This is a genomic window from Pseudomonas beijingensis, assembly GCF_030687295.1.
GTDB lineage: Bacteria > Pseudomonadota > Gammaproteobacteria > Pseudomonadales > Pseudomonadaceae > Aquipseudomonas > Aquipseudomonas beijingensis.
The window spans coordinates 1,102,566-1,117,500 of sequence record NZ_CP117425.1; the positions used below are offsets into that span (position 1 = coordinate 1,102,566).

20 protein-coding genes (1 of these 20 running past the window's edge) are annotated in these 14,935 nt (G+C 61.9%); 6 read left to right on the plus strand and 14 right to left on the minus strand.

Features of this window, described 5'->3' with window-relative positions; translation table 11 throughout:
- Positions 1–25 precede the first annotated feature (25 nt).
- The 10 genes from PSH84_RS05225 to soxR form a co-directional block, all read right to left on the minus strand.
- On the minus strand, positions 26–919 hold the full coding sequence (locus PSH84_RS05225; protein ID WP_305482376.1) for a metal ABC transporter solute-binding protein, Zn/Mn family: 894 nt from the start codon (positions 917–919) through the stop codon (positions 26–28).
- Entirely contained in the window at positions 920–1,819 is a 900-nt protein-coding gene (locus PSH84_RS05230; protein ID WP_122568704.1) for a metal ABC transporter permease, read from the minus strand.
- Positions 1,819–2,571 carry a metal ABC transporter ATP-binding protein gene (locus PSH84_RS05235; RefSeq protein WP_305467785.1) on the minus strand — a complete coding sequence of 251 codons (753 nt, stop codon included), beginning with the start codon at positions 2,569–2,571 and terminating at the stop codon, positions 1,819–1,821. Before PSH84_RS05235 ends, PSH84_RS05230 begins: the two co-directional genes overlap by 1 nt.
- Entirely contained in the window at positions 2,568–3,497 is a 930-nt protein-coding gene (locus tag PSH84_RS05240) for a metal ABC transporter substrate-binding protein (protein WP_122568702.1), read from the minus strand. The genes PSH84_RS05235 and PSH84_RS05240 overlap by 4 nt, the downstream gene beginning before the upstream one ends.
- Positions 3,498–3,532: 35 nt before the next feature.
- Positions 3,533–4,108 (minus strand): DUF6162 family protein, encoded by a 576-nt coding sequence (locus PSH84_RS05245; protein WP_305482377.1) that lies wholly within the window; start codon positions 4,106–4,108, stop codon positions 3,533–3,535.
- On the minus strand, positions 4,105–4,431 hold the full coding sequence (locus PSH84_RS05250) for a hypothetical protein (RefSeq protein ID WP_060741359.1): 327 nt from the start codon (positions 4,429–4,431) through the stop codon (positions 4,105–4,107). The genes PSH84_RS05245 and PSH84_RS05250 overlap by 4 nt, the downstream gene beginning before the upstream one ends.
- Complete coding sequence (locus tag PSH84_RS05255; RefSeq protein ID WP_122568700.1) at positions 4,428–4,970, minus strand: PA2404 family protein; 543 nt, start codon at positions 4,968–4,970, stop codon at positions 4,428–4,430. Before PSH84_RS05255 ends, PSH84_RS05250 begins: the two co-directional genes overlap by 4 nt.
- Complete coding sequence (locus PSH84_RS05260; protein WP_122568699.1) at positions 4,967–6,181, minus strand: PepSY-associated TM helix domain-containing protein; 1,215 nt, start codon at positions 6,179–6,181, stop codon at positions 4,967–4,969. Before PSH84_RS05260 ends, PSH84_RS05255 begins: the two co-directional genes overlap by 4 nt.
- 219 nt (positions 6,182–6,400) lie before the next feature.
- The gene (locus tag PSH84_RS05265) at positions 6,401–6,859 is read right to left on the minus strand and encodes a VOC family protein (protein ID WP_109756506.1); all 459 of its coding nucleotides are present in this window, start codon (positions 6,857–6,859) and stop codon (positions 6,401–6,403) included.
- A 103-nt stretch (positions 6,860–6,962) separates the two neighbouring features.
- Entirely contained in the window at positions 6,963–7,415 is a 453-nt protein-coding gene (gene soxR, locus PSH84_RS05270; protein ID WP_122568698.1) for a redox-sensitive transcriptional activator SoxR, read from the minus strand.
- Between the two features lie 96 nt (positions 7,416–7,511).
- Between soxR and PSH84_RS05275 the strand changes: the two genes are divergently transcribed.
- From PSH84_RS05275 to PSH84_RS05295, 5 genes are all read left to right on the plus strand, one after another.
- Positions 7,512–7,877 carry an antibiotic biosynthesis monooxygenase gene (locus tag PSH84_RS05275; protein WP_122568697.1) on the plus strand — a complete coding sequence of 122 codons (366 nt, stop codon included), beginning with the start codon at positions 7,512–7,514 and terminating at the stop codon, positions 7,875–7,877.
- 116 nt (positions 7,878–7,993) lie between these two features.
- Positions 7,994–8,260: a hypothetical protein gene (locus tag PSH84_RS05280; protein WP_122568696.1), complete on the plus strand. Its 267-nt coding sequence runs from the start codon at positions 7,994–7,996 to the stop codon at positions 8,258–8,260.
- Between the two features lie 103 nt (positions 8,261–8,363).
- A complete protein-coding gene (locus PSH84_RS05285; protein ID WP_122568695.1) occupies positions 8,364–8,978 on the plus strand; it encodes a LysE family translocator in 615 nt (204 codons plus the stop codon).
- Between the two features lie 159 nt (positions 8,979–9,137).
- A complete protein-coding gene (locus PSH84_RS05290) occupies positions 9,138–10,304 on the plus strand; it encodes a cysteine desulfurase family protein (RefSeq protein ID WP_122568694.1) in 1,167 nt (388 codons plus the stop codon).
- A 45-nt stretch (positions 10,305–10,349) separates the two neighbouring features.
- Positions 10,350–12,158 carry an aminopeptidase P family protein gene (locus tag PSH84_RS05295; protein WP_305482378.1) on the plus strand — a complete coding sequence of 603 codons (1,809 nt, stop codon included), beginning with the start codon at positions 10,350–10,352 and terminating at the stop codon, positions 12,156–12,158.
- A gap of 9 nt (positions 12,159–12,167) precedes the next feature.
- On the opposite strand, the gene PSH84_RS05300 is transcribed toward PSH84_RS05295, so the two are convergent.
- Entirely contained in the window at positions 12,168–12,758 is a 591-nt protein-coding gene (locus PSH84_RS05300) for a 2-hydroxychromene-2-carboxylate isomerase (RefSeq protein ID WP_122568692.1), read from the minus strand.
- Positions 12,759–12,792: 34 nt separating this feature from the next.
- A complete protein-coding gene (locus PSH84_RS05305; protein WP_122568691.1) occupies positions 12,793–13,521 on the minus strand; it encodes an SDR family oxidoreductase in 729 nt (242 codons plus the stop codon).
- Positions 13,522–13,610: 89 nt separating this feature from the next.
- Between PSH84_RS05305 and PSH84_RS05310 the strand changes: the two genes are divergently transcribed.
- Positions 13,611–14,180, plus strand: coding sequence for a TetR/AcrR family transcriptional regulator (locus tag PSH84_RS05310; RefSeq protein ID WP_305482379.1), 570 nt, complete (start codon positions 13,611–13,613; stop codon positions 14,178–14,180).
- A gap of 6 nt (positions 14,181–14,186) precedes the next feature.
- Here PSH84_RS05310 and PSH84_RS05315 read toward each other — a convergent pair whose 3' ends face one another.
- Positions 14,187–14,468, minus strand: coding sequence for a hypothetical protein (locus tag PSH84_RS05315; protein WP_122568689.1), 282 nt, complete (start codon positions 14,466–14,468; stop codon positions 14,187–14,189).
- Between the two features lie 168 nt (positions 14,469–14,636).
- Positions 14,637–14,935, minus strand: partial view of a threonine/homoserine exporter RhtA gene (rhtA, locus tag PSH84_RS05320; protein WP_305482380.1) — the 3' portion only. 592 nt of this gene lie beyond the right edge of the window; 299 of the gene's 891 nt are visible here — the last part of the coding sequence; the start codon falls outside the window, past its right edge; its stop codon occupies positions 14,637–14,639.

Genomic DNA, 14,935 nt, shown 5'->3' on the forward strand with positions numbered 1-14,935 from the left:
CCCACAGTGGATCGCATTCCTGCCGTCAGCCCCCGGTCAGTGCCGCGACGACCAGTCCCACATTATTTTCCAGCTCTACCACGGGGTCAGCGGCGTCGGTGCTCAGCACCAGTAGCCGGCTGCCGCCCTCGTTGATGGCCGCCTTCACCGCATCCGAAGGTTGCCGATGGTGCAGCACCAGCGCCACGTCGTTATCTTTCAAGGTGGCGGTCAATTGCTTGAGGGCTTCGGCTGTCCAGTCGGCGTCCGGGCGGGCATCGGTGCTGATGCTGTCCAGGTTGAGCCCGCTGATCAGGTAGCCGAAATGCTCACTCAGGCTGACCACGCTCAGGTTATCGGCGCTGGCGAGGCGCTTTTCGCTGTCGGCGCTGAGTTTGAGCAAACGTTGCTTGAGGGCCGCGAGGTTGGCATCGATTTTCGCTTTGTCCGCCGGGGCCAGGCGCACCAGGTCGGCGGCGATCACGTCGGCCATGCGCCCCAGGTTATGGCTGGCCATCCATGGCTGGCTTGCCAGGCCGTCGGCCATGCCCGGTTGTACGGCGATGCCGGGCAGGGCGCCGTCCACCGGGCGCGCGGCATCGACTTCGACGATGCGGATATTGCTGCGGCGGGCCATGGGGTACAGCGGATCGTCCGGCCACAGCGAACGCAGGCCGATCACCCCGTCGGCAGTGCTGGCCAGTTTGCTCAAGGCCGGCGCGCCACGGCCGCTGAAGTAGGCACTCTGGCGGCTGCCGGGCAGGTTGGCGGGCGCGGCCCGTTCCAGGCTGACCTCGGTGCCCTTGAGCAAAGCCTCGCTCAATCCATAGGTGACCGGCAGCGCTGCCAGCAAACGAACCTTTTCGCTGGCGAATGACGAGGTGACGGCCACGCCACATAACGCGACGGCCAGGGTCAGTTGTCGCAATGAAAAAACCATTTATCCCAGATTCCCTTTGAGGCTGGGGACGACACCGCGGGCGATGGCGCTCAGGGCGAAAGCGATGCCGGCCACCAGGATGATCGCGGCGCCGGACGGGATCGGCAGGTCGAACACAATCGGCGCGAGGATCCCGCACAAGGTGCTGACGGTGGCGATCAGCACCGAACACCAGAAAAAGCCTTTCAATGATTGGCTGAGCAAGCGCGCCGCCGCCGCTGGAATCACCAGCAACGCACCCACCAGAATGGCACCGATGACTTTCACCGCCGCCACGGTGATCAGCGTCACCAGCACCACGAACAGGTAATCCAGGGTCTTGACCGCCACCCCGCGCACCGCCGCCAGTTGCGGGTTGAAGCTGGCGAGCATGATGCGGTTGTACAACGGCAAGGCCAGGGCCATCACCAATGAACCGACCACCGCCAGCACGACCAGGTCGTTGCCATTGACCGTCAGCACCGAGCCGAACAGTACGTTTTCCAGGATGTGCACGTTGATCTTGCCCGCCAGGATCAACAGCAGGCTGGCGCCCAGGGCCAGCGACACCGAGAGGAAGACGCCGATCAGCGTGTCCGGCGCCAGGCCGGTGCGGTTGCGCAGGTAATTGAGCAGGATGCCGAACAGCAGGCAGTAGCCGAACAGGCTGCCGTAGGGGCCAGTGTAGGGTTCGCCGAGGAGGATGCCGATGGCCACGCCGGTCAGCGCCGCATGGCCCACCGCCTCGGAGAAAAACGCGAAGCGCTTGACCACCACCAGCGTGCCGAGGCCGCCCAGCACGGGGCCGATCAACAACCCGGCCAGCAATGCATTGACTACGAACCCATAGGCCAGCGCCTCAGGCAGGTAACCGGCCGAGGCCCAGCCCTGGACCATCAAACGAAAGGCTTCATAACTCATCAGGTCGCGCTCCCGTTCGTGCGTGGATGGGTGGAAAACAGCGTCAGCAGCCGGTCCGGGGTCAGGGTCTGGCGTGGCGGGCCGTCGAACAGCACGCGACGATTCAGGCCGGTGACACGGTCGGCCAGACGCCCGACGGCTTCCAGATCATGTTCGATCCACAGCACGGTGATCCCGGCTTGGCGCCAGTCCTGCAGCAAGCGTTCGAACACCTGGATGCCGGCCTCGTCCAGCGCCGACATCGGTTCATCCAGCACCAGCAACTGCGGCGAGGGAATCAACCCCTGGGCCAGCAACACCCGCTGGCGCTCGCCGCCGGACAGCGCGCCCATGCGCCGCTTGCGCTTGTCCTGCATGCCGACCCGCTCCAGAGCCTGGCCAATGGCGCCGGCGTAATGTTTGCTCAAGCCGAGAAAGGCCGGCCGGCGCTGACACATCGCTGCCATGAAGTCATCCACGGTCATGGGTAGGCCCCGGTCGAATTCCAGCGCCTGGGGCACGTAGCCGATCACACCAGGTTCGCCCGGCCATTGCAGGCTCAAGCGGCCCTGGTGCGGCATCTGTCCCAGCAAGGTCTTGATCAGCGAACTCTTGCCGCCGCCATTGGGGCCGACCAAGGCATGGATGCTGCCGGGCTCCACCTGAAAGGCCACGTTGTCGAGAATGGGGGTGCGGCCCAGGTTCAGGCTGACCTCGGCGAACTCGATCCGGGGGCCGACGCGTGGCAGGGTGAGGGGTTCCTGGACGGTCATGCGCCGGACTCCTGGATTGCCCGGACCACGGTATCGAGGTTGCCGGCCATTTCCTTTTCGTACTTCTCAGCGCTGTAGTCGCCGTAGGAAATGTGCGAGAGCGGGTACAGCTTCACCCCCGACTCACGCTGGATGGTGTCGACGTAGGTGGACGGGAAATCCATCTCCGAGAAGATCACCTTCACGTCCAGCTCCCGCAGTTGGTCGATGGTTTTCTTCAATTGGCTGGGGCTCGGTTCGATGCCATGGGCCGGCTCGACCACGGCGGTCACTTCCAGGCCGAACTCACGCAGCAGGTAGTCGTAGGCGGCGTGCACCGTGGCGACCCGCAATTGCGCATTGGGGGCTTGGGTCAGCTTCGCCAGGGCAGCGGCGCGCATCTGCCGCAGGCGCTTGCCATAGGCACGGGCGTTCTGGGTGTAGGCCTTGGCATTGTCCGGGTCGAGCTTGCCCAACTCCCGCGCGATGTTATTGACCTGGGCGATGGAGGCGCTGATGGACAGGAAGGTGTGCGGGTTCACGACCTTGCCCGCGCCTCGGGCCGCCGTGCCGGTGGCGGCCAGCAGGGGCACGTTTTCGTTGGCCTCGATCACCTTCACGTTCGGGGTTTCGCTGGCGGCGATCATACGGTCGGCGAAGTCGTCATGGCCCACGCCGTTGAGCACGATCACGTCGAGGTCGCCGATACGCTTGATGTCTTCGGCCCGTGGTTCATAGGCGTGGGGATTGAAACCGGCCGGGATCAGCGGCACGACTTCGGCCTTGTCGCCGACGATGTTGGCCACGTAGCTGTAATACGGGTGCAAGGTGATGCCAATGCGCAGGCGCTTGGCTGTTTCGGCGTTCACCGGCGAGGTGAACAGGCAGGCCAGCAGGCCGATCAACAGCAGGCGCAGCAAGGGTCGGCGTTGGGATGCAATAGGCATGGGCAAACGGTCTTCTCTCGAATGAGGGCGTGGGGTCAGTGCCGGTGCTGGCGGGTTACGCCGGCATCGAATTGCGCGACGATCCGTTGCCAGCCGGCGGCGGACAACGCCGCGTCGTCCAGCGCGGTGGGCGTCGCGAGGCCAGTGCCGCGGTTGAGCCAGATGTCCGGGGCAGCGTCGGACGTTTCGCCGATGCGCATCAGAAACGAACCGGCCACGGACGGATTGGCACTGGCGCCGACGTAGGCCTGGTCCTGCAGTTGTTGCCAGGCGTGGCCACCGCGGCTGATGGAACTGGCGTCCTGGGCGAACGGCGCAAAGCCTTCTTCGGCCAGGGTTTGCGGGGCGGGCAGGGTGTGTTGGTCTTCGCGCAGCAAACGGATTTCATCCAGGGTCACCCGCAGGTCGGCATAGATGCCTTGCTCGGTGGCGCTGAGGTCGCGGCGGGCGTCGAGTTGGTTTGAGGCCACGTGAGGGGTGTCTTCGGTTTTGCCATGCCAGGCCACCACAGACCCGGCCACCAGCACGATGACCAGGCACAACAGCAGCACGTACAGGGTTTCATGGCCCGCGCCGGCGGGGCGGATGATTTGAGTCGTGGCGTTGCTCATGGGGCCTCGATGTCGGCTTGGTCGATTTCCACCACGTGGCCGGGGCCGGCGTCGAAGAGCACGTAGAATTCAGCGTTCGGTTTTTTGAACGTCAGTTTCGAGTCGGCACCGAGCTTGCCCGGGACGAGGATGGTTTCGTCATAACCGATCACGTCCAGGGTCACCCCAGGCGCACCGCTGCCGTCGGAAAAGCCACCGGTGCATTGGATCTGTTCGGCGTCGATGGCCTTGCACTCGCACATCGGGTTGTGGGCCAGGACGCTGGTGCTTGCGCCTGCGCAGAACAGCAGCGCCAAGCCCTTGGATAAAGCGCGGAAGGTCATTGTTTGGGTCCTTGGTTCTTCAGCCAGGCGACGGTGGCCGGGGAGGCCTGGTTCAGGGGAATGGAGGCTTGATGCATCGAACCGTCCCAGCCCTCGAGGGTTATCCACAGTTCGGCATCGGGCTGGGTCTTTGGCGGGACCGGCAACAAGGCGCCCATGCGATAGGGCGAGCCAAAGAAAATCACCCCGGCGGCCCGCAGGCTCCGGGGCTTGCCAATGCGCAGGTAGGTGGCCTTGACCTGGCCGATACAGCTTTGGCACAGGGCCGCGTTGAAGTGCTTCATCGGCCCGGCAGGCCCTTGGACCCGTGGGGCTTCGTTGCGAAATTCCGCCAGGCGCAGGCTCCAGGGACCGACCTGGACTTCGCCGACATCCCGTTCGCCAAGCCCGGCATCACCGCGGAACAGTGCGGCTTCGGAAAGGTATTTGGGCATGAACCCCAGGGGGATCAGCAGCAGTAACACGTTGAGGTGGAAGCGCCATTTATGCCAGAACAGGCTCAGGCGCGACGGTGATGACGCAGTATTGGACGGGTTCACAGGCTGCCCCCCGACGATTCACGGTGGACGGATGGTTGCAGTGCCTGGGCGATTCGAGTGCCACGGGTGGGTTTCTGGTTACGCTTGAAGGCATTGGCGGTGGCCAGGGCCGTGCGTTTGGTCCAGATCAGCAGCCCGCTGAGGACCATCATGCTCAGGACCAAGCCGAAGAAGAACCAGATAAGCTTGATCCAGAGGCCGCCGAAATCCCCGGTGTGCAAGGGCCGCATGGATTCGGTGACGAACTCCAGGGTCGTGCGGTCCGACAGCAGCCGTGAGGCGGCCACGTCGCCGTTGTAGGGGTTGATGGTGGCGGTCTGGAACATTAGCGGATACCAGCCGCGGCCGCCGATTTCCAGATGGCTATAGGCGTTGCTGGGAAGGTTGATGAAGCTCGCTTCCAGTCCGGGGATGCGCTGCTGGGCGATTTCGATGGCCCGGTCCAGGTTCAACTGCGGTGGCGCCTGGCCGTCAACGGCCAACGGAACGTTTTCACGGGCCACCACCGGGATGACCGGTTCGCTGGAAATGGAGATCTGGTTGTCGCCTAGCAAGGCCTGGATCAGGAACCAGGTGCCGGTGACGGAGATGACCGCGATGAACCAGATCGACCAGATACCGCTGAGCCGGTGGAAATCACCCCAGAAAATCCGCGCGCCATGGCGAATCCGCAGGGTCGGACGGAAGAAGCCTTTCCAGAAACGCTTGTAGACCACCAGCCCGGTCACCAGGGACGCGAGCAAGGGCAGGCCCAGGAACGACACCAGGTACCAGCCCCAGCTGTAGCCGTTGGTGAACGGCACCAGCCACCAGCCATGCAGGGCGCGGGTGAAGGCTTGGAAGTTGAACGTCGGTGCCGAGCCCTGGATGACGCCGCTGTACGGGTTGACGTAGACCGTGTCGGGGCGCCCGTCGGGGTAGGTCACGCCGACTTCCAAAGCAAAATGCGACTCGTCCGGGCGAATGATGCTTTGCACCTGGGTTTGCGGTTGGGCTTGCTTGATCGCGGCGATCACCTGGTCATAGCTGAGCAGCGGGGCATCGTCCGATGGCTTGCTGGCCCGCATGTCGGGGTTGGCCAGCCAGACGATCTCCTGGCTGACCACCGCCAGGGTGCCGGTGACGCAGACGATGAGCACGAAGAACCAGATGGGCAAGGCCAGCCAGCTATGGACCAGGAACCAGAGTTTGGAGCGGGATTTCTTCGACATGATTGAACGTCTTGATTCGATGAAAGGTTCCGTATTACGGGCTTCGCAACACCGTGAACCGAAAAAAGCAGACCGTGGCTTTTGCCGACGCGGCCTGCTGCATCTAATTAAGACGAACGAGCGATCGCAATCCTGAAGGGGAAGATGAAAGAAAATGTTTCGCGTTTAGTTTCGGTGTCTTTTGTGGCCAGGGAGCAAACCCCCTAGCCACAGGAACGGTCAGCCTTGTTGAAACATCTCCCTGGCCCGTTGCTCGATCTGTTCCTGGCTCAGGTCCTCCTTGTGTGTCGCGAGGAACCACAGGTGCCCATAGGGATCCTTCAAAGTGCCGGTGCGATCTCCGTAGAACTGGTCCTTGACCTCGGAAATCACCGTGCCACCGGCGGCAATGGCCTGGGCAAATGCGCTGTCCACGTCCTCGACATATAGATGTAAGCCGACCGATGGCGATTGGTCCGGGTTACTCAGGGGGCCTTGATCGCAAGGGGTGCCGAGCATGATCGGATAACCGTTGATCCGCAGTTCGGCATGCCCGATGCCCCCGTCCGGCATGGCCAGGCGCATGACCTCGGTGGCATTGAAGGCTTTTTTGTAGAAGTCGATGGCTTCGGCAGCTTTTTGAATGCCCAGGTAGGGGGTGATGTTATGGAAACCTTCGGGAATGGCATTGACGCCCATGACGTTTCTCCTTTTGTTATGGAGGCGAAGAGAGTCTTCGTCGATTTGCGCCTTTCCACTATAGGCCAGCGACTCTGGCTGGGCGCGGGGGCCGACGAACGCTTCACGGTTGTTCCAGTAGATGTGCCCCCGGCCCGTGTTGGCCCAATACGTCGCCCTGATTGCGCAGCGGACACGCTTCCATCGACAGGCATCCGCAGCCGATGCAGCCGTTGAGTCGATCACGCAGCGCCACCAATTGGTTAATGCGCTCGTCCAGGTCCCGGCTCCATTGCGCCGACAAGGTCTGCCAGTCGGCGGCCGTCGGGGCGCGGTTGTCTGGCAGGTTGTTTAACGCTTCGCCGATTTCCGCCAAGGGAATGCCCAGGCGCTGGGCGACCTTGATCAGCGCCACGCGACGCAATACCGCCCGTGGGTAACGACGCTGATTACCCGGGTTACGCGTGCTTTTGATCAGCCCCTTGGATTCGTAGAAGTGCAGGGCCGTGACCGTCACGCCGCTGCGGGCGGCCACTTGGCCGACGGTGAGCTCCTTGTGGATATCGATCTGCGTCATCGTTTCAATTCACTGCTTGACCTCAAGTTAACTAGAGGTTTTACCCTGCATGCTTTCGGATCGCAAGATCCGACTTACCTGCATAGGGGACCTTTCATGCAATCGCCAAGGAACAATCGCAGTTTCACCCAACTGATGGAGTTCGACATCGAACCTCAATGGCAGCACGCGCTGGTCACCGCCTTGTCGGAGCAGACCGAGCGCCTGGCCCGGGACCACCAGGGGTTCCTGAGTGCCAGTATCCAGGCCAGCGACGACGGTCGGCGTGTGCTCAATTATTTGCAGTGGCAAACCCGCGAGGCCGGCGAGGCGGCGCTTCGAAGTTTCGAAAGTGGCGAGCAGGATTTCTGGCAACTGATCCAGGCTCACCGAGCCAGAGCCGTGACGTTCGGTTCGTTCCAGGTGTTGCGCAACATCGAGCGCAGCCTGGACAACGCGCTGCAGTGCCAGTTGGTCGATTAAGCGAAGCGGCTGATCCAGGCAGGCAATACCCACTATCGAGAGGGTTGATTTCTGCCGCGCAGGGCCGGCGGGTAGCCTTTGTTCATCGCCCAACTCCAGAACACCGGACACTCGCCATGAACCGTACCCTTGCCGTTTTGTTGCTCTTGACCGCCACCCTCCTGGGCGGCTGCGCCAGCTCTTCCCCGGAGCTGCGCCCCTACACCGCCGATGAGACCCGCGAGCTGGCCCTTGAAGCCTTGAATCGCCGTGGCCTGTCGTTCGAGGAATACCACGCGAAAAAAGCCGAGCTGCTTGGCTCGTCGCAGAAAAACGTGGGGTTCGACGATCAGGGCCAGATGAGTGCCGAGCAGGTCGTGCAACAGCCTGGCCGGTCCAGCTGAGGGACTGTACCGCTCAAAGTTTTGCCCAACTGTCCGTGGGTTTGGGTCAGGACGTGGGGTAGGGTCATGACTTGACTGACTGCCCCTGATGGACTGACCTGACATGACCCTTTCGCTTGACCTGCTGCTGGGCTTCGCCCTGTTTGCCTTGGTGACTTCGATCACGCCAGGCCCTAACAACACCATGTTGTTGGCCTCGGGTGTCAATTTCGGTTTCAACCGCACCATTCCGCACATGCTGGGTATTACCTGCGGCTTCTTTTCTCTGGTGCTGGCGGTGGGCCTTGGCCTGGGCGCGGTGTTCCAGACTTATCCACTGCTCTATACCGCGTTGCGCTACATCGGCGCGGCGTACCTGTTGTACCTGGCGTGGAAAATAGCCCACTCCGGTCCGGTTTCGGAAGGTCAGCCGGGGAACAATACGCCGATCAGTTATTGGGGCGCGGCGGCGTTCCAATGGGTCAATCCCAAGGCCTGGATCATGGCCATTGGCGCCATTAGTACCTACACGCCACTCCAGGGTTATTTCTTCAATGTGCTGGTGATTGCGGCGGTGTTTGCCTTGATCAACCTGCCAAGCGTGAGCCTGTGGGTGGTGTGCGGCAGCCTGTTGCGCAACCTGTTGCGTGATCGTCGCTGGCTGCGTCTGTTCAACTGGGGCATGGCGCTGCTGTTGGTCGCTTCGATGTATCCGTTGTTGCTCGAAAGCATCAGTTGAGGGCTGAGCTTCGACGCGATGCCTGCTAAGCTCGCTGTTCAGGAGCGTTCCTACGCACTTTTAAACGAAGTCCGACTTCTTTAAGGTCTTCGATCAGGTATTGCTAGTCTCGAACCCAACGAGGGCGCCTGATCCCGGAGCAGGCTCTGCGAGTTTCCTATGAATAAACGTCCTTTGTATTTCGATTACGCCGCCACCACGCCGGTGGATGAGCGAGTCATCCGGGTCATGGTCGAGTGTCTGGGCTTTGACGGCAACTTTGGCAACCCGGCTTCCAGTTCCCATGCCTTCGGCCAGGAGGCCCGGCGCTCGGTGGAGCGTGCCCGCCAACAGGTGGCGCAATTGGTGGGAGCCCAGCCCGAACAGATCGTCTGGACGTCCGGCGCCACCGAATCCAATAACCTGGCCCTCAAGGGCGTGGCCCAGGCACGCAGTGGTTGCGCCGGCCATGTCATCACCAGCCTGATCGAGCACAAGGCGATTCTCGATACGGCGCGCCAGCTCGAGGAAAGTGGCGTCGCGGTTACCTGGCTGGCGCCGGACGCCGAGGGGCTGATCAGTCCGCAAGCGGTTCGCGAGGCGTTGCGCGAAGACACGTTCCTGGTCTCGCTGATGTTGGTGAACAACGAGCTGGGCACCGTCAACGACGTCATCGCCATTGGCGAGATCGTTCGCGAGCACGGGGCGCTGTTCCATGTGGACGCGGCCCAGGGCGCCGGCAAGGTGCAGATCGATCTGTCTCGCTGGCCGGTGGACCTGATGTCTTTTTCCGCGCATAAAATCTACGGCCCCAAGGGCATCGGTGCGCTTTACGTCGGCGACCGTGCCCGGCCACGGCTGTCGGCGCAGATTCATGGCGGCGGGCATGAAGGCGGTTTGCGTTCCGGGACCCTGGCGACCCATCAGATTGCAGCCATGGGTGCTGCATTCGAATTGGCCGCCACGGCATTCGACGAAGAACTCGCTAAAATCGCCCGGTTGCGCAATCGTTTGCTCGAGCCGCTGCTGGCGATGCCCGGTGTGCGGATGAACGGCAGTGCGAGCCGCCGGATCCCCCATACGCTGAGCCTGACGTTCAACGAAGGCGAGTTCAACCCGGCGACCTTGGGCGCATCGATTGCATTTTCCGCGACCTCGGCCTGCAATTCAGCGCAGAACACTCCGTCCCACGTGCTGCTGGCCCTGGGGCACGATGCCCGTGCCGCCGGTCGAACCATTCGCTTGAGCCTGGGACGCTTTACCACCGAGCAGGATATCGACGAGGCGGTGCGGCTGATCAAGGCGGCGTGCGCGACTGCGCCGGCGTTCTGGGCCACGACCCCCTAAGCCGAATTCGGCATCGAACAACAATATCAACGAGCAGGAGAAACAATGAGCACCGAGCCTTTGCCCCACGGACTGGTTCCCCAGCGCCTGGCCCGAATCCGCCAACTGATGAGCCGAGAGGGTATTCACGCGCTGCTGGTGCCATCGGCCGACCCGCACCTGTCCGAATACTTGCCGGGCTATTGGCAGGGGCGGCAGTGGTTGTCGGGCTTCCATGGTTCGGTGGGTACCTTGATCGTGACCGGCAGTTTCGCCGGTGTCTGGGCCGACAGTCGTTATTGGGAACAGGCCACCAAGGAGCTGGAGGGCAGCGGTATCGAGCTGGTCAAGCTGATTCCAGGCCAGCCCGGCCCCTTGGACTGGCTGGCCGAACAAACGCCTGAAGGCGGGGTGGTTGCGGTCGACGGTGCGGTCATGGCCGTGGCATCGGCCCGCACCCTGGGCGGCAAGCTCGCGGAGCGCGGCGCGCGGTTGCGCACCGACATCGACCTGCTCAAGGAAGTCTGGACTGATCGCCCAAGCTTGCCGGATCAACCGGTCTACGCCCATTTGCCACCCCAGGCGACCGTCAGCCGCGTCGAAAAACTCGCCAAGTTGCGCGAGTCCCTCCAGGAGCGAGGTGCCGATTGGCATTTCATCGCCACGCTGGATGACATCGCCTGGTTGTTCAACCTGCGCGGTGCGGATGTGTCATTCAACCCCGTGTTCGTTTCCTTTGCCTTGATCAGCCAGCAACAAGCAACGCTGTTCGTGGCCCTGGACAAGGTTGACGCAGCGCTGCGTGCCGTTCTGGAGCAGGACGGCGTGACCCTGCGCGATTACAGCGAAGCCGCCGCCGCGTTGCGTGAAGTGCCGGACGGCGCGAGCCTGCAGATCGATCCGGCGCGGGTGACGGTCGGCTTGCTGGATAACCTGGGCAGCGGCGTGAAATGGGTCGAAGGGCTCAATCCAACGACGCTGGCCAAGTCCCGCAAAAGCCTGGCCGACGCCGAGCACATTCGTCGGGCCATGGAGCAGGACGGCGCGGCGCTCTGTGAATTCTTCGCCTGGCTGGAAGGGGCTTGGGGGCGTGAGCGCATCACCGAGCTGACCATCGACGAGCACCTGACTGCCGCTCGCACGCGTCGGCCGGACTTTGTCTCCCTGAGTTTCAACACCATCGCTGCCTTTAACGCCAACGGCGCGATGCCCCATTACCACGCCACGGAAGAGGCCCACGCGGTCATTGAAGGTGATGGCCTGTTGCTGATCGACTCCGGGGGCCAGTACCTGGGGGGCACCACTGACATCACCCGCATGGTGCCAGTCGGAACACCCACCGCCGAGCAAAAACGTGACTGCACCCGCGTGCTCAAGGGGGTGATTGCCCTGTCCCGGGCCAAATTTCCGCGGGGCATTCTTTCGCCCTTGCTCGATGCCATCGCCCGTGCGCCGATCTGGGCGGAGCACGTCGATTACGGCCACGGCACCGGTCATGGCGTTGGCTATTTCCTCAATGTCCACGAAGGCCCGCAGGTGGTTGCCTATCAAGCCGCTGCCGCGCCGCAAACGGCGATGCAGGCCGGCATGATCACCTCGATCGAACCGGGCACTTATCGTCCCGGCCGCTGGGGTGTGCGCATCGAGAACCTGGTGTTGAACCGTGAAGCCGGAAGCAGCGAGTTCGGCGAGTTCCTTGAGTTCGAAACCCTGACCCTGTGCCCGATCGACACCCGCTGCCTGGAGCCTTCGCTGCTGACCCAGGATGAAAAAGACTGGTTCAACGCCTACCACGCCGAGGTTCAGCGTCGGTTGAGTCCGTTGCTGGACGGTGACGCGTTGCAGTGGCTCAACACTCGAACGATGGCGATTTGAGGTAGAGGATCAGGCGAGGGCTTCACGGACGAAGTCCAGCCGATCCTGGCCGAAGAACAGCTCGTCGCCGACAAACATGCTCGGGGCGCCGAACACGCCTCGTCCGATGGCTGCTTCGGTGGCGCTCTTGAGGGCTTGCTTGACCTGCTCGTCGTTCGTCAGGGCCAGCACAGAGTCGGCGTCGAAACCGCCTTCGTTCAGGACCGCTGCGACAGTCGCCGGGTCATTGAGGTTGCGGGCGTCCACCCAAAAGGCGCGGAACAGGCAATCGACGAAGGCCTCGAAGCGTTCGGGATGGCGCAGTTGCATGCCGGTCACCGCGCGCATCAGCAGCAGTGTATTGATGGGGAAGTGTGGATTGAACTGGAAGGCGACGCCGTAGCGTTTGGCGAAGCGATTCAGGTCCTTGAACAGGTAAGGGTTCTTGGCCGGCACGGTCGCCGGCGATGCGTTGCCGGTTGCCTTGAAGACGCCGCCCAGTAACATTGGGCGATAGATCAACTGGGCGTTTGTCTGTGTACACAGCGTCGGCAACTGGGTATAGGCCAGGTACGTGGTCGGGCTGCCGAGGTCGAAGTAAAACTCCACCGATTTGCTCATGGTATCTGCTCTCTTGTTGTTGTGAGGGGAGGGGTTACCAGCGTTCGTTCCAGGGGCGCAGGTCCAGCTCGAAGGTCCAGGCGTCGCGAGGTTGGCTGTGCAGATACCAATAGCTGTCGGCGATGTGTTCAGGGTTCAGGATGCCGTCCTGATCCTTGGTGGCATATTTTTCCGGGAAATTCTCGCGGATGAAGTCAGTGTCGATAGCGCCATCTACCACCACATGGGCCACATGGATATTCAGCGGTCCCAGCTCCCGGGCCATGCTTTGGGCCAGTGCGCGGATGCCATGTTTGGCGCCTGCGAATGCAGCGAACCCCGAAGCGCCACGCAATCCCGCCGTTGCCCCGGTAAACAGGATGGTTCCGCGCTGGCGCTTGACCATGCGCTTGGCCACTTCCCGTGCATTGAGAAAACCTGAGAAACAGGCCATCTCCCAAATCTTGAAATACTTGCGTGCGGTTTCTTCGAGGATGCTGCAGGGGACGTTGGCGCCGATGTTGAACACAAAGGCTTCGATGGGGCCGATCTGGTTCTCGATTTGCTCGATGAGTGCGATCACATCGTCTTCTTTGCGTGCATCACAGGCAAACCCATGGGCTTCGCCGCCTTCGGCGCGAATACCATTGACCAGCGGCTCGAGTTTGTCGGCGCTGCGACGGGTCACACAGGCCACAAAACCTTCCTGTGCAAAGCGTTTGGCAATCGCTCCGCCGGTGGCATCGCCCGCGCCAACAACCAGTACGACCTTCTTGTTATTCATAGTCAGCCTCATTGGTAAACGATCGTTAACTAAACGGACGTTATGCTAAGATCCGGCAAGCGTCAAGGTGAGGAATCAGGGGCAGGACCATGCGTTATTCAGCCAATCACAAAATGGAAACCCGCGAGAAACTACTCGCCAGCAGTGCCGTGTCCGCCAAGAAATCAGGTTTCTCTACGGTCGGTGTCGACGGCCTGATGAAAGCGATCGGGTTGAGCGGCGGTGCGTTCTATAGCCACTTCTCGTCCAAGGATGAGCTGTTCAAGGCCATTGTCGAGCGGGAGTTGGCTCAAAGTCTGGATCGCTTGAGCGGCGACGGTGCCATGGACTCCGTGAAGCTGGAGCGCTGCCTGAAGCAGTACTTGAGCATGGGTCATGTCGAGCAGCCCGAGGCGGGATGTGCCTTGCCGGTGCTGGGCGCCGAGATTGCGCGGTCGGATATGGCGGTGAGGGAGGCGGCCCAAACGTGGATCTGTCGTTTGCACGAAAGTTGGGCGCGGATATTGGGAAGCGACAGCCTGGCCTGGGCCATCCTGTCTCAATGCGTGGGAGCCTTGGTTGTTGCGCGGATGCTGGTCACGCCGCAGGTCCAGCGTGAGGTCCTGAAGTCCAGCCATGAGGAAATCAGTCGGCGAATCGCCGAGCAAGGGCTCGACTAAGATCGCTTATTTGCAGATGACGATCATGCTGCGGCTGGTATAGCCGGCGGGATTGAGCCCGAAGGGATAATCCCCGGGCTCTTCGACGGCGTCCCCAGACTTGGCAATGACCTTGTAACCCTTGGGGGCACATGAGTTGGCGGCGCTGGCGGCGCACTGCTCCCAGGATGAGGACAGGCCGGAGCAGTTGATGTGCAGACCTTTTTTGCCGCGCTTGACTTCAGTTTTCGATGTCGCCGCACAGCCCGCTACTGCAAGTACGGCGATCAGTATCAAAATTCGTTTCATTCCCGTCCTTATAATCGCCGTGGATCTTGTGTCCGCGTACGATCGTGTTCGCTCTTGCGTGAAGCGTTCATGACGTCCTGTATGAAAAAATCCATGTCTGACATTGGGTTACTGGTCTAAACATGGCCTAAATGCGCGGCAAATGCCAGACCTTCGTTAAATCCTGCTTCAATCTGCCGCGACAGCAGGCTTTGCGGTGTTGGCCATGGTCAGCGTCGCGCCCACCGACGCGAGGATGATGCAGGTAATGGCCATCCATTGGGCCAGGGACAAGTACTCCTGGAGAAAGACGAGCCCCGACAAGGCCGCGATTGCCGGTTCGACGCTCATCAATGTGCCGAAGGTGCGGGCAGGCATTCGAGTCAGGGCGACCATTTCCAACGTATAGGGCAGCGCTGTGGACAGGATGGCGACACCGATGGCGATTGGAATCAGACTCGGTGTGAGCAGCGCGGCGCCCGCGTGAA

What these genes read in the sequence shown, in the direction of transcription:
- PSH84_RS05315 (WP_122568689.1), bottom strand. Translation starts at nt 14,468, where the DNA reads ATGAAACGAATTTTGATACTGATCGCCGTACTTGCAGTAGCGGGCTGT.
- soxR (WP_122568698.1), bottom strand. Translation starts at nt 7,415, where the DNA reads ATGACGCAGATCGATATCCACAAGGAGCTCACCGTCGGCCAAGTGGCC.
- PSH84_RS05290 (WP_122568694.1), top strand. Translation starts at nt 9,138, where the DNA reads ATGAATAAACGTCCTTTGTATTTCGATTACGCCGCCACCACGCCGGTG.
- PSH84_RS05250 (WP_060741359.1), bottom strand. Translation starts at nt 4,431, where the DNA reads ATGACCTTCCGCGCTTTATCCAAGGGCTTGGCGCTGCTGTTCTGCGCA.
- PSH84_RS05260 (WP_122568699.1), bottom strand. Translation starts at nt 6,181, where the DNA reads ATGTCGAAGAAATCCCGCTCCAAACTCTGGTTCCTGGTCCATAGCTGG.
- PSH84_RS05310 (WP_305482379.1), top strand. Translation starts at nt 13,611, where the DNA reads ATGCGTTATTCAGCCAATCACAAAATGGAAACCCGCGAGAAACTACTC.
- PSH84_RS05240 (WP_122568702.1), bottom strand. Translation starts at nt 3,497, where the DNA reads ATGCCTATTGCATCCCAACGCCGACCCTTGCTGCGCCTGCTGTTGATC.
- PSH84_RS05230 (WP_122568704.1), bottom strand. Translation starts at nt 1,819, where the DNA reads ATGAGTTATGAAGCCTTTCGTTTGATGGTCCAGGGCTGGGCCTCGGCC.
- PSH84_RS05235 (WP_305467785.1), bottom strand. Translation starts at nt 2,571, where the DNA reads ATGACCGTCCAGGAACCCCTCACCCTGCCACGCGTCGGCCCCCGGATC.
- PSH84_RS05280 (WP_122568696.1), top strand. Translation starts at nt 7,994, where the DNA reads ATGAACCGTACCCTTGCCGTTTTGTTGCTCTTGACCGCCACCCTCCTG.
- PSH84_RS05305 (WP_122568691.1), bottom strand. Translation starts at nt 13,521, where the DNA reads ATGAATAACAAGAAGGTCGTACTGGTTGTTGGCGCGGGCGATGCCACC.
- PSH84_RS05295 (WP_305482378.1), top strand. Translation starts at nt 10,350, where the DNA reads ATGAGCACCGAGCCTTTGCCCCACGGACTGGTTCCCCAGCGCCTGGCC.
- PSH84_RS05245 (WP_305482377.1), bottom strand. Translation starts at nt 4,108, where the DNA reads ATGAGCAACGCCACGACTCAAATCATCCGCCCCGCCGGCGCGGGCCAT.
- PSH84_RS05265 (WP_109756506.1), bottom strand. Translation starts at nt 6,859, where the DNA reads ATGGGCGTCAATGCCATTCCCGAAGGTTTCCATAACATCACCCCCTAC.
- PSH84_RS05225 (WP_305482376.1), bottom strand. Translation starts at nt 919, where the DNA reads ATGGTTTTTTCATTGCGACAACTGACCCTGGCCGTCGCGTTATGTGGC.
- PSH84_RS05300 (WP_122568692.1), bottom strand. Translation starts at nt 12,758, where the DNA reads ATGAGCAAATCGGTGGAGTTTTACTTCGACCTCGGCAGCCCGACCACG.
- PSH84_RS05275 (WP_122568697.1), top strand. Translation starts at nt 7,512, where the DNA reads ATGCAATCGCCAAGGAACAATCGCAGTTTCACCCAACTGATGGAGTTC.
- PSH84_RS05285 (WP_122568695.1), top strand. Translation starts at nt 8,364, where the DNA reads ATGACCCTTTCGCTTGACCTGCTGCTGGGCTTCGCCCTGTTTGCCTTG.